Below are 15,277 nucleotides of genomic sequence, written 5' to 3'. Positions count from 1 at the left end.
GGTGAGGCGTGGGGCACGAGGTTTGTGGGCGGTGGGTCTCTCACCCTCCGGAGGAGACCGCCCGTCGCTGGGGCGCGATGCCCGCCGGTACGGCACGCGCGCGTGCCGGTGTGCCCGTCCAGCAGGTGCCCCTGCGGGACAGCAGGCGGCGGAGCCAGAGTTCCAGGGAGACCAGGTCGGCCAGGCCGTCCAGGGGGAGGGGTTCGCCCGCCGCGGCGGCCCTGAGGGCCTTGCGGACCACTCTCGCCTCGATCAGGCCCGCCTCCGCGAGGAGCGGCGCCTCGAAGAGGGTGAGGAGGGGGTCCATGGCCATGCGCAGGCCCGCCCGGGCCGCCGCCGTGACGGACTCCTGGGAGGGGGCGCCCCAGCCGGGCGGGAGGTCGGTGACGCCGGCGCCCTTCAGGACGGTGCGCAGGATCGCGGCGCGCGCCCCCGGTTGCACGCGCAGGGTCTCGGGGAGCGCACGGCACGCGCGGACGACCTGGTTGTCGAGGAACGGCGCGTGCAGTCGCTGGGAGCGGATCTCGGCGGCCTGTTCCAGGACGCGCAGGTCCATGGCGTGCCGGGCGAGGGCCGCACGGGCCCGGTAGTCGCCCGGACGCTGGCCGGGTCCCACGCCGGTGCGGTGCGCGGCCCCCTGGAGGCGAACCGATACTTCAGCCAGCGCCTCCCCCGTCAGCCAGCGCGCGGCGGGGCCCGCTCCACCCCAGGTGAGAGCCGCCAGGGAGGCTCCTACGGCGCCTGAGGGGTCGTCGGAGCCGAAGCTGCGGTGCAGGAGGCGTTCGGCCAGCCCCTCCACGCCCGCGCGGTACGACGTGCGGGCCAGCCGGCGGGCCGCGCCGTACACGCGCGCGGGGACGAGCACCGAGCCGTCGGCCTTCGTCAGCGCGGCCACCGGGCGCACCAGATGACGGCGTTTGCGGTCCATCAACAGGTCCGCGAGGCGGGCCGGGTGGGCGTCCAGCACCTGGCGGGCGCCGTAGCCCGTGAAGTGGTCCGCGCTGCCCGCCGCGAGGCGCGCCCGGTGGCGGGCGGCAGTGACCAGGCTCGGGCCGGGTTCGTCGGTCAGCGGGCCGTCCAGGTCGGCGTACGGCAGTGCCTCCTCGCCGCCGGCCACCACGACGTGGTGCAGGCGCGGGTTGGCCGCGAGGGAGCCGGCCCGTTCCAGCTCGGCCTCGCGTCCGCCGACGGCCAGGTCGTTGAAGGTGACGGCCAGCAGCCGCTCCCCCGCGCCGGTGCCGTGCCCCAGCAGCGTGCCCGGCATGCCGGGCAGGCCCGCCGCGAGGAGCGCCAGCGTGCCGGAGGCCGGACCGCCGGAGAGGTCGGCGCCGATGCCCGGAACGGGCATCCCGCGCGCGGCACGCCGTTCCGCGGGCCCCATGCCGGGCACCGGGCCCGGGTCGATGTCCGGGACGTGCCGGGGCGCGGCCAGACGCGCGCGTACCGCCTCGATGAGCGCGTCGCGCACGGCGCCGACCGCGCTGTCCGGGTCGGCGAGGGGGGCCGCCACGGCGAGCGAGGCGACCTGCTCGTACCCGGCGATCTCACGCGCCCCGGCGCGAAGGATCAGCGCGTGCCCCGGAGGAATGCGGTGCACGCCGTCGTACGGGGTGGAGTCGTGCAGGGCGGCCGGTACGTCGGGGGCGGCGAGGAGCGCCGCCAGGTGGCCGAAGTCGAGGTTGGCCTCGATGAGGTCGGCCAGCGGCAGCGCGGCCGTCGCGTACGCCGTGCCACCGGCCCAGGGAGTGTGGAACACCGGGCGTGCGCCCGCCAGATCGCCGCAGACGGTGATGCGCCGGCCGACCTGGACGATCGCCGTGTAGCTGCCCGGCCAGGCCGTCAGATGCCGAAGTGCCCCTCCGCGCGCGGCGAACAGTCCGACGCGCAGTTGTTCGTCGGTCGCGCCGCAGGTGCCGAGGACCGCGACCCGGGTCTGGGCGTCGGCCTTGACCACCCGCACCTCGTCGGGGCGCCAGTCGCCGACGGCCCACAGCGGATCGGGGTCGCCCCACAGAAGCTGGGAGCCGACCGGCTGCAGGGTCTCGCCGTCGTCGCCGACCCGCCCTCCGTACGGCGCGTCGTCGTCGTGACGGCCGTCGTGAGCAACGGACCCGCCCAGCGCGCCCGCGGCGGTGCTGCTCCATCCCACCAACCACCGCATGGACGCCTCCACAGGCTGTGGACAACCGAGTGCACCGTACGAACGGTTCACCATGCTGCCACGAAGAACGCGCTGCAGAAGGAGGCGGCGCCGCTTGCGATCCGGGGACTGCGCCCGCGTCAACTCGTCGGCGGCTCCGGGGGAGTCCCTGTGCACCCCGGAGTCTGCGACGTGAATGCGCCCCCGGTACGCTCCCCCAAGACGCCCTGCGCGCCCTCGATTTCCGTGGTGGGAGGCGTTGTCCCCCACAGAGCAGAGGGTCGATTTTCGGCCAAATCCCCGTTGTGCGCCGTGCGTCGAGAACGTCCCGCGCAGGCTTCGCACACGCTCCGTACACACACGCGTGCCCGGCAAGGCTCGCGCCGGTCCGGGAGACGGACGCCGCCTCCCGGACCGTTCCGCCGCCCGCGGGGATGAAGGCGGCGGTGTCCCCCAGCCCACTGGATCCAGTACAGCGGGCCGACCCACGCACGGCCCATGGAACCGCTCCCGTGGTGGCCGGAGAAGAGCGCACGGCCGGGCGCACGGCCACACAGCGGGAGCACGCCGCGACGGTCCGTACCGGCGCCCCGGCATTCGTACGGACCACAATCCCGCCAACCGGAAGAATGCCCCTTAACGCTTGGGATGCGGCGAACTACGCTGGGTTTACGAATGCCGCATGGTTATGCCAGCGCGGCAGCCGTCTGTGTCGAGGGGTGGCGCAATGTCCAGGGAGCAACGCGGGCCGAACGAAAAACTCGGCGCCGTTCTCGCCCTCGCGGGAATCAGCAACGCAGGACTCGCGCGACGCGTCAACGATCTTGGCGCTCAACGCGGGTTGACTCTTCGCTACGACAAGACGTCCGTGGCGCGCTGGGTGTCGAAGGGCATGGTGCCGCAGGGCGCCGCGCCCCACCTCATCGCGGCCGCCATCGGTCAGAAGCTCGGCCGTCCGGTGCCGCTCCACGAGATCGGCCTGGCGGACGCGGATCCCGCGCCCGAAGTGGGCCTCGCCTTCCCCAGGGACGTCAACCAGGCCGTGCGCTCCGCCACGGAGCTCTATCGCCTCGACCTCGCCGGCCGCCGGGCCGGTACCGGGGGCATCTGGCAGTCGCTGGCCGGATCGTTCGCAGTAAGCGCGTACGCGACGCCCGCCTCACGGTGGCTGATAACCCCGGCCGACAGTTCGGTGGCGCGCGACGCACACCTCGTGGAGGAGTCCGGCGCCCCGCTCAAAGTCGGCCACAGCGACGTGCAGAAGCTGCGGGAGGCCGCCGAGGACGCCAGGCGCTGGGACTCCAAGTACGGAGGCGGCGACTGGCGTTCGTCCATGGTGCCGGAGTGCCTGCGGGTGGAGGCGGCTCCGCTGCTGCTCGGCTCGTACTCCGACGAGGTCGGCCGGGCCCTGTTCGGGGCGAGCGCCGAACTGACCCGGCTGGCGGGGTGGATGGCCTTCGACACCGGTCAGCAGGAGGCCGCGCAGCGCTACTACATCCAGGCGCTGCGGCTCGCCCGCGCGGCGGCCGACGTACCCCTCGGGGGATATGTCCTGGCCTCCATGTCCCTCCAGGCCACCTACCGCGGCTTCGGCGACGAGGGCGTCGATCTCGCGCAGGCGGCCCTGGAGCGCAACCGGGGGCTGGCCACGGCCCGCACGATGAGCTTCTTCCGGCTCGTCGAGGCACGCGCGCACGCACGCGCCGGGGACGCGCACGCCGCCGGCGCGGCGCTGAAGGCCGCCGAGGGCTGGCTGGAGCGGTCCCGTGACGGCGACCACGACCCGTCCTGGCTCGGCTTCTACTCCTACGACCGTTTCGCCGCCGACGCCGCCGAGTGCTACCGCGACCTGAAGGCACCGCGTCAGGTGCGCAGGTTCACCGAGCAGGCGCTGTCCCAGCCGACGGAGGAGTTCGTCCGCTCGCACGGGCTGCGGCTCGTCGTCTCGGCGGTCGCCGAACTGGAGTCGGGGAACCTCGACGCCGCCTGCGCGCAGGGAGTGCGGGCCGTGGAGGTGGCCGGGCGCATCTCCTCCGCCCGCACCACCGAGTACGTCAAGGATCTTCTGCACCGGCTGGAGCCCTACGGCGACGAACCCCGGGTGGTGGAACTGCGTGAGCGGGCCCGGCCCCTGCTGATGACTCCGGCCTAGGGGAGCGCGGCACGGGCGGGTCGTCCGACCCGGGTTTGAAGGCACTGTCAGTGGCGCAGTGCACTATCGAAGCCGGGAGGTGGTGTACGTGTCGAAGATCGCTTACGACTGTGATGTGCTCGTGGTCGGCGGGGGCATCGTCGGGCTGTCCACGGCGTACGCGATCACGCGTACCGCGCCGGGTACGCGGGTGACGGTGCTGGAGAAGGAGCCCGGGGTCGCCCGCCACCAGACGGGGCGCAACAGCGGGGTCATCCACAGCGGGATCTACTACCGGCCGGGGTCGCTGAAGGCGCGGTACGCGGTGCGGGGCGCGGCGGAGCTGACGAAGTTCTGCGCGGAGTACGGCATCGCGCACGCCGTCACCGGCAAGCTGATCGTCGCCACGGACCGGGCCGAGCTGCCCCGGCTGCACGCACTGGTGCAGCGCGGCAGGGAGAACGGGATTCCGGTCCGGGAACTGGGCGCCGCCCAGATCGCGGAGTACGAGCCCGAGGTCCGGGGACTCGCCGCCATACGCGTACGGACGACGGGGATCTGCGACTACACGGCCGTCGCCCGGCAGCTGGGCCGGGCCTCCGGGGCGGAGATCCGGTACGGCGCGCGCGCCGTGCGGATCGACCGGCGGCCGGAGCGAGGGGTGGCGGTGCTCACCGCGCGCGGGGAGGTCGTACGGGGGCGGGTGCTCGTGAACTGCGCCGGGCTGTACTCCGACGAGGTCGCCCGGCTGACGGGGGACGAACCCGAGGTGCGGATCGTGCCGTTCCGGGGCGAGTACTACGAGCTGGCGCGGCCGGAGCTGGTGCGCGGGCTGGTGTACCCGGTGCCCGATCCGGCGTTCCCGTTCCTCGGCGTCCATCTGACCAGAGGGATCGACGGGGGCGTGCACGTCGGCCCCAACGCCGTGCCGGCGCTGGCCCGGGAGGGGTACGGCTGGGGTGTCGTACGGCCCCGCGAGGCGATGGCGACGGCGGCCTGGCCCGGGGTGTGGCGGATGGGCCGGAGGCACTGGCGGTATGGCGTCGGGGAGCTGCGGCGGTCGGTGTCGAAGGGTGCCTTCGTGGACGCGGTGCGCCGGTTGCTGCCGGCGGTGGAGGAGGGGGACCTGGTGCGGGCGGCGGCCGGGGTGCGGGCGCAGGCGGTGCTGCGGGACGGCGCTCTGGTGGACGACTTCCTGATCCGGGAGGCGCCACGGACGGTCCATGTGCTGAACGCCCCCTCGCCCGCGGCCACCGCCGCCCTCCCGATCGGACGGGAGGTGGCCCGCCGTGCCCTGGCAGCACTGACCGACGCGTGAGCGGCGGGGCACCGGGCTCCCCGCGCACCGGGGCGACGGTCGGGTGCCGCGCTCACGGAGCCGGCCGTCCGGTGCCGCGCCAGAGGCGAAGGTCGGGTGCCGGGCCCCCGGAGAGGGAAGTCGGGTGCCGGGCCCCCGGAATGGGAGGTCGGGTGCCGGGCCCCCGGAAAGGGAGGTCGGGTGCCGCCGGAGGCGAAGGTCGAGTGCCGCGCTCCCGGAAGCGAAGGTCAGAGCCGCGCTCCCGGCGACAGAGGTCAGACGCCGGGCGCCCGGAGACAGAGGTCAGACGCCGCGCTCCCGGAGACAGAGGTCAGCCGCCGGGTACCCGGAGACAGAGGTCAGCCGCCGGGTACCCGGAGACGGAGGTCGGGTGCCGGGTTCGTGGGTGCCGCGGGCATCGGGAGGCGACCCGTAAAATCGACACCACTGTGTCTGATTCCGTGAGCACCCCCGAAGCCCCCCAGCCCTTTCCCGGTAGCGAGCACCACCCGGGCGAGTCCGTTCGGCACAGCCGGGCCAAGGGGGAACCCAGGTTCCCCGACGGACCCAAGGCCGATCCCGCCGGATCGCACTTCGAGCGGCGGATCCGGAGTTTCCAGCCCCGGCGCAGCCGGGTGACGGCCGGGCAGGCGGACGCCTTGCAGCGGCTGTGGGCCAAGTGGGGGCTCGACATCGACGGGCACGCCGTAGACCTCGCCGAGCTGTTCGGCGACGACCGTCCCGTCGTGCTGGAGATCGGCTTCGGCATGGGTGAGGCGACCGCGCAGATGGCGGCCGCCGACCCGGACACCGGCATCCTCGCGGTGGACGTGCACACGCCCGGCCAGGGAAATCTGCTCAACCTCGCGGACCGCACCGGGCTGACCAACGTCCGGGTGGCCAACGGTGACGCGATCATCCTGCTGCGCGAGATGCTGCCGGCGGACTCGCTCGACGGGCTGCGCGTCTACTTCCCCGACCCCTGGCCGAAGAAGCGCCACCACAAGCGACGCCTCATCCAGCCCGAGTTCCTCGACCTGGCCGCGACCAGGCTGAAGCCGGGCGCGACCGTGCACTGCGCCACGGACTGGGAGCCGTACGCCGAGCAGATGCTCGAGGTACTGACCGCGCACCCCCTCTTCGAGAACACCCGGGCCGACGGCGGGTTCGCGCCCCGGCCCGAGTTCCGGCCGCTGACCCGTTTCGAGGGACAGGGACTGGACAAGGGTCACGTCGTGAACGATCTGCTCTTCCGTCGCGTACAGCATCGCGTCCGGCCCGGGGATCGCTGAGCGCCCAAGGGGCCGATCAGCAAGATCGAACAAAGGGATCGCCGACCGGCCTCCCCCTCCACCACAGTCCCCTCCCTCGTTAGGGTCGATGCCGTGGCCATCAGTCCTCCGTTTCCGCCCTGTCCGCCGCATCCCGGCGGCGCACCCGAGGACGGTGTTCTCCGGCACGCTCACTGGTGGCAGCGCAGGAGGGTGCGGTACGGGGCTCTGATCACCCTGCTCACGCTGTCCGGCCTGGTCATCCTCGCGCTGGTGCGCGAACAGACCGGTACGGAGGGATTCCTGGTCGGTCTCGGGCTCGCCGTACTGCCCGTGCCGCTGCTGGTCGCCGCCTTCCGATGGCTGGACCGGGTCGAGCCGGGACCCTGGCGCAACCTGGTGTTCGCCTTCGCCTGGGGCGCGTGCGCGGCGGCGCTGATAGCCATCATCGCCAACAGTTTCGCGACCAGATGGATAGCCACCGCGACCGCCGACCCGTCCGGCGCGGACACCCTCGGGGCGACCGTCATAGCGCCGATCGTCGAGGAGTCCGCCAAGGCGGCCGCCGTCCTGCTGGTGTTCCTCTTCCGCAGGCGGGACTTCACCGGGATCGTCGACGGCGTGGTCATAGCCGGGGTCACCGCCACCGGCTTCGCCTTCACCGAGAACATCCTCTACCTCGGCACGGCCTTCGGCACCGACCAGCTCACGGGCGACACCGGCATCGCCTCGGTCACCGCGGCGACCTTCTTCGTCCGCGTCGTCATGTCGCCGTTCGCGCACCCCCTGTTCACCGTTCTGACCGGCATCGGCTTCGGCGTCGCCGCGCTGACCGGGGACCGCCGGCGCGTGCGGCGCGTGCTGTTCCCGCTGGGCGGGCTGCTCCTCGCGATGGGCATGCACGCCCTGTGGAACGGCTCCTCGTCGTTCGGCGAGTTCGGGTTCTTCGCGGTGTACGCGGCGATCATGGTGCCCGCGTTCGGGCTGCTGACCTGGCTGGTGGTGTGGACGCGGCAACGCGAGCTGCGCACCGTACGCGAGGAACTGCCCGCCTACGCGGCCGCCGGCTGGCTCACCCCGGCCGAGCCGTTCGCGCTCGGCTCGATGCGGGCCCGGCGGCTGGCCCGGGAGTACGCCGGCCGGCACCTCGGCAAACCGGCCGCGCGGGAGGTCGCGCGGTACGAGGCGTACGCGACGTCACTCGCGTTCCTGCGGCACCGCGGCCGACTGGGGCGGGCCGGTGCCGACTTCCTCGTACGCGAGCGGGAGTTGCTCAACGAACTGTGGAGGCGGATGGACGTCGCCCGGCCCGCGCTGGACCACGCGGCCCGGATGACGGCCCCGCCGGTGCGGGTGGCGGCGCCGCCCTGGCCGGTCCCCGGGGTGTACGGGTACGCCCAGGGTCCCGCCCACGGCCAGGCGCACGGCCAGGCCCAGAGCGCCGGATTCGGCCGTCCGACGGCGCCGGTGTACGGCAATCCGGCGGCGCCGTCGTACGGGTACGGCATCGGCTACGGGTACGGGTACGGGTACGGGTACGGCTACCCCGCGACACACGTCCCCGGACCCGGACACGGACCCGCGCACGGACCCGGAGCCGGGTATCCGGCGGGACCGTACCCCGCCCCCCACTCGCACCAGTAACGCGGGCCGGGGCAGGCGGGGCCGGGGCCCGGCTCAGGCCGTCAGGTCGTCAGGCCGTCAGGCCGAGGCGCGGGTCAGCCGGGTGATCTCCTCCGCCGTCAGTTCCAGCCGCGCCACCCCCAGCAGCGCCGGCAGCTGCTCGACCGTCCGCGCGGAGGCGATCGGCGCGGCCACCGTGGGCTGCGCGGCGAGCCACGCCAGGGCGACCGTGGGGATCTGGGCGTCATGGGCCCGGGCGATCTCGTCCAGGGCGGTGAGGACGTTGCGGCCCCGCTCCGTGTCGAGGTGCTTGGCGGCGCCGGCCGCGCGGGCGCTCCGCACGGTCGTCCCGGGCCGGTACTTGCCGGTGAGGAAGCCGGCGGCCAGGGCGAAGTACGGGACGGCGGCGAGGCCGAAGCCGGCGGCGAGGTCCTGGAGTCCGCCCTCGTACGTGTCGCGGGAGACCAGGTTGTAGTGGGGCTGGAGGGCGACGTACCGGGCCAGGCCCTCACGGTCGGAGAACTCCAGGGACTCCTGGAGGCGCTCGGGCGTGATGTTGGAGGCGGCGATGTGCCGCACCTTGCCCGCCCGCACCAGTTCGTCGAGCGCGCCGATGATCTCCTCGACGGGCACCTCGGGCTTGTCGAAGTGCGTGTAGTAGAGGTCGATGTGGTCGGTGCCAAGACGGCGCAGCGAGGCGTCGGCGGCGGCCTTGATGTTGTCCGCGGACAGGCCGGGGAACTCGGGGTGCTGGCTCACCTTGGTGGCGATCACGACGTCGTCGCGGTTGCCCCGGGTCTGCAGCCACCTGCCGATGATGGTCTCGGACTCACCACCGCTGTTGCCGTCGATCCACGCCGAGTAGGAGTCGGCGGTGTCGACGAAGTTGCCGCCCGCGGCCGCGTAGGCGTCGAGTACGGCGAAGGAGGCCGTCTCGTCGGCGGTCCAGCCGAAGACGTTGCCGCCGAGAGAGAGCGGGAAGACCTCGAGGTCGGAGGAGCCGAGCTTGCGTAGAGAAGTCATGCTTCGTGTCAACGGACGCCGACGGCCCGCCCATTCCGGGCGTGACGCGAAGAACATGTGAACAGCACGTATGTCCGACACCTCTGACCGGCACCTACGACCGGGCACCTACGACCGGCACCCATGGACGGCAGAGACCGGCACCTATGGCGCCACAAGACCGGCAGCCCTGACGCGGAGGGCGCCAGGGCTGTTGTTCGGATCAGGGTGGCTCGGGGTGGCTCGGGGTGGATCAGGATCTATCAGGGTGACCGGACGAACCGGCTCGGGGAAGCCGAGCGAAAGACTCAGGGTTCCTGGAGGGACGGCTCAGGGGCTCCGCAGGGACGGCTCAGGGGTTGAGGCCCTTGCCGCGCAGCCAGGCCGCCGGGTCGATGCCGTCGGCGCTGCCGCCGGGGTGGACCTCGAGGTGGAGGTGGGCCCCGGTGACGTTCCCGGTCGCGCCCACCCGGCCGATCACATCGCCGGTGGCGACCTTCTGGCCGACGCTGACGCTGATCGACGACTGGTGGCAGAACCACAGCTCGGTGCCGTCGTCCAGGGTCAGGATGGTGCGGTAGCCGTAGGAACCGGCCCAGCCGGCCTCGGTGATGGTGCCGCTGTGGACGGCCTTGATGAGCGTGCCCGTCGGCGCAGCGAAGTCGAGACCCGTGTGGTAGCCGGAGGACCAGAGCGAACCGGCCTGACCGAACGTCGAGGTGATGGTGTACGAGGAGGTCGGCAGCGTGTACTGCTTGGCCAGCTCGGCGAGGCGCGCGGCCTCGGCCTTGGCGGCGGCTTCCTCGGCGGCCTTCTTCTTCGCGGCGGCGGCCTTGGCCTCCGCCTCCTTCTCGGCCTTGGCGGCGGCGTCGGCCTCGGCCTTGGCCGCTGCGGCGAGGGCCTTGACCTCGACCTGGGACTGCTGCGACTCGGCCTGCGCCATGATCCGGCTGCGCAGTGCCTCGCCGGCGTCGGCGGCGCTCTCCTCGGTGTCCACGGCGGCCTCGGAGCCGAAGCTGGCGAGGGCCGGGGCGGCTTCCGGGGCGGGCTCGTCGTCGGTGATGAGCGAGCCCACGTTGGGCAGGTCCGGCATCGAGATGGAGACCGGGGCCTTGCCGGTGTTGGCGCTGGCCATCCCACCCGCGCTGACGGCGGCTATGACGCCGACGCCGAGAACGGTGGAGCTGCGGGCGAATCCGCCGCCGCGCTGCTTGGCGACGCGGTGCTTGCCGCGTACCGGGCGAGTGGACTCCGCGGTGGGGTTCCACTCCTCCCAAGGTCCCTCGTCGGTGCGGTAGTCGCCGTAGCCGAAGGTCTCGGTGGACCGCTGGCCGGGGACGTACGGGGCCTCGGGGGCAGGCGGGTTGGACGCCACGCGGGCGCACTCCTTTCCTTCCGTCGCCTACCGGGTTAGCTGACGGGTTCGGAGCGGGAAGGTCTCCTACGCGCGTATACCGGTCGTGGACTCTGCGAGTTCACGACGGCTTCCGCGTGATTCACCCCATGGTGGTGGTTCCCCGGTTCCCTTGCGGGATTCGGCACATGCCGCACGGAGCCGACTCTGGTGCCGGCTGGGACGACCGCGCTGCGTTATCGAACGTTAATAGACCCGGGGGTGGGTTTCCAAGCTGTTCCTCTTGATCAACAACATTTCCGGCCTGGACTTTTGGGCTACCAGCGGTGAAAAACGGGCGAGTTGGCCGCGCCTCGCCATGCCCCGGAAACGCTTCGTCAGTCACACGGGTTTTGATGGTGACCCAGTTGTTATGCGCAGGGCGGTCGACCGGTCACCAAGAGTGAGGAAGGGGTCAGAGCCGTCGGAGTCGTCGGAGCTGTCAGAGCTGCCGGACCAGTCGGACCAGTCGGAGGGGGCGAAGTAGTCGGAGTGGTCGACGAAACGCCGAAGGCCGGAACCCTTTCGGATTCCGGCCTTCGGTCAATCAGTAGCGGGGACAGGATTTGAACCTGCGACCTCTGGGTTATGAGCCCAGCGAGCTACCGAGCTGCTCCACCCCGCGGCGATGAATACAACTGTACGCCATCGGCGGGGCAGAAAGCACATCGGTTGATTCGCGGGGCCCCGGTGACCTCAGAGGAGGTGGCGGTTCGGCTCCTTCGCCCGCTCCTCGTACTCCGGGAACACGAGGACGTCGACGCCCCGGGCCGTCAGCAGGCCGGTTCCGTCCGCCTCCGTGACGAAGGTGTCCGGCTCGCGCCAGGCCGTGACCACCCTGCGCACCCCGGCGTCGAGGATGAGGCGGGCGCAGGGGGCCGGGCGGGAGGAGCGGCGCGCGCACGGTTCGAGACTGCTGTAGACGGTGGCGCCGGCCAGCCGGGGGTCGGCGGGGTCGAGCTTCGCGAGGGCGGCCTCCTCGGCATGCACGACCGGGTCGCCGGCCTCGCGGGAGTGACCGCGTGCCAGCTCCGTGCCGTCGGCCGCCACGATCACCGCGCCGACGCTGAAGGCGGTCTCCGACGGCGGGCAGTCGGCGGCGAGTGCGCAGGCGAGGGCCAGCCAGTGCCGGTCGGCCGCGGCGGGCAGCGGTCCGGCGCCGGGGGCGGTGGGCTCGTAACGGTTCAGGACGACGTCCTCGATGCGCCGGGTCTCCACCAGGCGCAGGCGTCCGCCCTGGTAGCCGCCCGGCCCGAACAGGCGGGGCGCGGCCGGGTCGCCCACGAAGAGCGGGGCGAGGACGAGCTGGAGTTCGTCGGCGAGGCCCTGCCGCAGCAGCTGGGTGTGGATCGTTCCGCCGCCCTCGACCATGAGGCGCCGTACGCCGCGCACGTCATGGAGGTGTTCGAGGAGGCGGCGCCAGTCCAGTTCGGTGCCGAGCGGGACGGCGTCCGCGGCGATGCCGAGCGCGTGGACCCGCTCGGCGCCCTTCTCCGTCGTGTAGACGATCTTCTCGCCGCCCGTGTGCCAGAAGTTCGCCGCCGGGTCGAGGTCGCCGGAGCCGCTGACGGTGACCTTGAGGGGGTACGGCGGCAGTCCGGCGGCCACGCGGGCGGCGCGGCGCTCGGGGGAGTTCACGAGGAGCCGGGGGTTGTCGGCGCGGATCGTGCCGGCGCCGATGAGGATGGCGTCGACGGAGGCCCGTACCTCGTCGACGCGGTCGAAGTCGGCGCGGCTGGAGAGGAGCAGGCGCTCGGGCGTGGTGTCGTCCAGATAGCCGTCGAGGGAGACGGCGGCGGACAGCAGGACGTACGGGTACGGCATCGGCGCGGCTCTCCCTGGGATGACGGGCAGGGCTTGGTTCAAGTTTGAAACAAACTTACACTGGGGGCATGACGACTCGCTGGCTCACCCCCGAGGAGCAGCGCGCCTGGCGCGCGTATGTTGCCGGCTACCTCCTCCTCGAGGACGCGATCGACCGGCAGCTCCAGCAGGAGGCCGGCATGCCCCACCTGTACTACTCCATCCTCGCCAACCTCTCCGACATCCCGGAGCGGCGGCTGCGGATGACCGACCTCGCGGAGCGGCTGAAGATCACCCGCAGTCGGCTGACGTACGCGGTCTCCCGGCTGGAGAAGGACGGGCTGGTCCGGCGCGAGGACTGCCCCCAGGACAAACGCGGCAGCATCGCCGTCCTGACGGACGAGGGCACGACGGTGCTGGAGAACGTGGCGCCCGGTCATGTCGAGACGGTCCGCACGGCGCTCTTCGACCGGCTCACCCCCGAGCAGGTGGGACAGCTGGAGGACATCTTCACGCAGGTGGCACGCGGGTTCCAGGAGAGCGACGGCGGCGAGACGGCACCGGAGGACCTCCCGTGGCGCCGCCGCTCGTCACCCTGCTCCGGAACCCCGTGACCGGCACCTCGTGACCGGAGCCCGCGACCGGTACCCCCGTGACCGGCACCTCGTGACCGGGTCTCCTGCGACCGGGGCCCCGTGAGGGGCGCCACAAACCAGTTGCTTCAAATTTAAAGCATGGGATAGGGTCTCGACTCGTTGGATCTGCTTCAAATCTGAAGCACAAGGCGGCCCGACGCCGCCTTGTCACCGTCCTCCGGACCCGGGAGACCGCATGCCCGACACCCCCGCCGCCACCCCGCGCGCCCGCGTCCGGGTACCGCTGCGCTTCCCCGACGGCTACTCCGTCGACGCCGAACTGGTCACCTTCCACGGCCTCGTCGACGGCCAGGAGCACGTCGCCGTCGTCCTCGGCGAGCCGGTGCCCGGCGCCACCCCCCTGGTCCGGCTGCACTCCGAGTGCCTGACCGGTGATGTCTTCGGCTCGGCCCGCTGCGACTGCGGTCCGCAGCTGCGCGAGGCGGTCGAGCGCATAGCCGGGACCGGCGGTGTCCTGCTCTACCTCCGTCAGGAGGGCCGCGGCATCGGCCTCTACAACAAGCTCGACGCGTACGCCCTCCAGGACCAGGGCCTCGACACCTACGAGGCGAACGCCGCGCTCGGCCTGCCCGAGGACGACCGGGACTACACGGCCGCCGCCCAGATGCTGCGCGCCCTGGGCATCACGAGCCTGGACCTGCTGTCCAACAACCCCGACAAGGCGGGCCAGTTGCGCGATCTGGGCATCGACGTCCAGGGCCGTGTCCCGACCGGCGTCTTCACGACCCCGCACAACGTCCGCTACCTGCGCGCGAAGGTCCTGCAGACGCAGCACACGCTGCCGCTGGCGGACCTCACCGGGCTGAGCGTGGGCTGACCGCCGACGGCCCGAACGGGCCGTCCAGCGCGGCCCACTGGAGCAGCATGATGGTCTTCGCGTCGGCGATCGCGCCGGTGCGGACGAGGTCGAGGGCCTCGGTGAAGGGGAGTTCGACGACGGCGATGTCCTCGCCCTCGGCGGCCACGCCCGCCGTGTCGGCCCCGGGGGCGGAGGCGTCGTAGGGCGCGGCGAAGAAGCTGAGGCGCTCGGTGACCGAACCGGGGCTCATGAACGCGTCGAAGACGTGCTCGACGTCGTGCACCGCCCGGCCGGTCTCCTCGGCCGCCTCTCGGCGGATCGCCTCGCGCGGGTCGTCGCCGTCCAGGAGTCCGGCGGCGGCCTCCAGCAGCATGCCGTCCGGATGCCCGTTGACGTACGCGGGCAGCCTGAACTGCCGGGTGAGCAGGACGGTACGGCGGTCGGGGTCGTAGAGCAGGATCGTGGCGCCGTCGCCCCGGTCGTAGGTCTCGCGCAGTTCACGGCTCCAGTGGCCGTCGCTGTGCCGGTAGTCGAAGGTGGTGCGGCGCAGGACGGACCAGTCGCAGGCGAGGACCTCGACGTCGAGCACGCGGACCCGGTCGTTGCCGGTGAGGTCGCGTCCGTGGCGGTCGAGTCCGGTGCGGCCGCGGGGGTCGGGGACGTCGATGCCGGGGGTGCCGGGGGCGAGGCGGGACGGGGCGTCGTGGGACGGGACATGGCGGGCCGGGGCGTCGTGGGAGCCGGACGCGGGGGCGGGTGAGGGGGCGACGTGCTCGGTCATCGGCGGCCTTCGAGGAGGGTGGCGGCGGCGTCGGGGACGGCGCCGAGGTCGGTGTAGACCGGCTTGCCCTGGGCGCGGGCCTGCTCGGTCATCCGGTCCGCGCCCTGCGACGGGCCGCCGATGCGCAGCACCGCGTCGCAGCGCTCCAGCAGGCGTTCGGCGACGGGATGGAAGAGCTCGTCGAAGAGCGGGTCACCGGGCGCGGCGCCACCCGCCGCCTCCAGCAGGGGCAGCGCGAGCGCCTCGCCGGTGACGGGCAGATGCCCGGCCCGGAACAGGACGAGGGCGACCTCGTTCATGGCCCTCACATGAGCCGCGAGCTTCGCGGGGTCGTCGCCGGTGCCCGCGCGGTACGGGCCGGCGACCAGGATCATCAGCGGT

Annotated in this window: 12 protein-coding genes, 1 tRNA gene and 1 riboswitch; of the genes, 6 read left to right on the top strand and 7 right to left on the bottom strand. The window is 72.7% G+C overall.

The features are described 5' to 3' along the window. Positions 1-40: 40 nt before the first annotated feature. Positions 41-2,161 (bottom strand): asparagine synthase-related protein, encoded by a 2,121-nt coding sequence (locus ASD48_RS38335; RefSeq protein WP_057606466.1) that lies wholly within the window; start codon positions 2,159-2,161, stop codon positions 41-43. A 706-nt stretch (positions 2,162-2,867) separates the two neighbouring features. On the opposite strand from ASD48_RS38335, the gene ASD48_RS38330 reads away from it, so the two are divergent. From ASD48_RS38330 to ASD48_RS38315, 4 genes are all read left to right on the top strand, one after another. After that, positions 2,868-4,292 carry a hypothetical protein gene (locus ASD48_RS38330; RefSeq protein WP_057606465.1) on the top strand — a complete coding sequence of 475 codons (1,425 nt, stop codon included), beginning with the start codon at positions 2,868-2,870 and terminating at the stop codon, positions 4,290-4,292. Between the two features lie 79 nt (positions 4,293-4,371). Beyond that, positions 4,372-5,589 carry an L-2-hydroxyglutarate oxidase gene (lhgO, locus tag ASD48_RS38325; protein ID WP_057606464.1) on the top strand — a complete coding sequence of 406 codons (1,218 nt, stop codon included), beginning with the start codon at positions 4,372-4,374 and terminating at the stop codon, positions 5,587-5,589. A 428-nt stretch (positions 5,590-6,017) separates the two neighbouring features. Beyond that, on the top strand, positions 6,018-6,860 hold the full coding sequence (trmB, locus tag ASD48_RS38320; RefSeq protein WP_199876163.1) for a tRNA (guanosine(46)-N7)-methyltransferase TrmB: 843 nt from the start codon (positions 6,018-6,020) through the stop codon (positions 6,858-6,860). A gap of 99 nt (positions 6,861-6,959) precedes the next feature. Further along, positions 6,960-8,483: a PrsW family intramembrane metalloprotease gene (locus ASD48_RS38315; protein ID WP_107104504.1), complete on the top strand. Its 1,524-nt coding sequence runs from the start codon at positions 6,960-6,962 to the stop codon at positions 8,481-8,483. A gap of 57 nt (positions 8,484-8,540) precedes the next feature. Here ASD48_RS38315 and ASD48_RS38310 read toward each other — a convergent pair whose 3' ends face one another. The 4 genes from ASD48_RS38310 to ASD48_RS38295 all read right to left on the bottom strand — a co-directional run bounded on the left by ASD48_RS38310 (position 8,541) and on the right by ASD48_RS38295 (position 12,681). Further along, complete coding sequence (locus ASD48_RS38310) at positions 8,541-9,485, bottom strand: aldo/keto reductase (RefSeq protein ID WP_057606461.1); 945 nt, start codon at positions 9,483-9,485, stop codon at positions 8,541-8,543. 331 nt (positions 9,486-9,816) lie between these two features. Continuing rightward, on the bottom strand, positions 9,817-10,839 hold the full coding sequence (locus tag ASD48_RS38305; RefSeq protein WP_057606460.1) for a M23 family metallopeptidase: 1,023 nt from the start codon (positions 10,837-10,839) through the stop codon (positions 9,817-9,819). A gap of 7 nt (positions 10,840-10,846) precedes the next feature. Next, positions 10,847-11,015: riboswitch (cyclic di-AMP (ydaO/yuaA leader) on the bottom strand. Between the two features lie 393 nt (positions 11,016-11,408). Next, positions 11,409-11,482: transfer RNA gene (locus tag ASD48_RS38300), tRNA-Met, on the bottom strand. Between the two features lie 71 nt (positions 11,483-11,553). Further along, positions 11,554-12,681, bottom strand: a complete 1,128-nt coding sequence (locus ASD48_RS38295) for a dihydrofolate reductase family protein (RefSeq protein WP_057606459.1) — start codon at positions 12,679-12,681, stop codon at positions 11,554-11,556. Positions 12,682-12,749: 68 nt separating this feature from the next. On the opposite strand from ASD48_RS38295, the gene ASD48_RS38290 reads away from it, so the two are divergent. Both ASD48_RS38290 and ribA read left to right on the top strand, forming a co-directional pair. Further along, positions 12,750-13,274 carry a MarR family transcriptional regulator gene (locus tag ASD48_RS38290; RefSeq protein ID WP_057606458.1) on the top strand — a complete coding sequence of 175 codons (525 nt, stop codon included), beginning with the start codon at positions 12,750-12,752 and terminating at the stop codon, positions 13,272-13,274. 217 nt (positions 13,275-13,491) lie between these two features. After that, a complete protein-coding gene (gene ribA / locus ASD48_RS38285) occupies positions 13,492-14,133 on the top strand; it encodes a GTP cyclohydrolase II (protein ID WP_057606457.1) in 642 nt (213 codons plus the stop codon). Here the strand turns inward: ribA and ASD48_RS38280 are convergent. After that, complete coding sequence (locus tag ASD48_RS38280) at positions 14,111-14,896, bottom strand: NUDIX domain-containing protein (RefSeq protein WP_079074228.1); 786 nt, start codon at positions 14,894-14,896, stop codon at positions 14,111-14,113. The genes ribA and ASD48_RS38280 overlap by 23 nt on opposite strands. Next, a complete protein-coding gene (locus ASD48_RS38275) occupies positions 14,893-15,270 on the bottom strand; it encodes a hypothetical protein (RefSeq protein ID WP_057606535.1) in 378 nt (125 codons plus the stop codon). The genes ASD48_RS38280 and ASD48_RS38275 overlap by 4 nt, the downstream gene beginning before the upstream one ends. Positions 15,271-15,277: the final 7 nt, after the last annotated feature.

It is taken from the genome of Streptomyces sp. Root1310, from assembly GCF_001426425.1.
In the GTDB taxonomy this organism is placed as follows: Bacteria; Actinomycetota; Actinomycetes; order Streptomycetales; family Streptomycetaceae; genus Streptomyces.
This window is presented reverse-complemented; position numbering and strand designations above follow the sequence as displayed.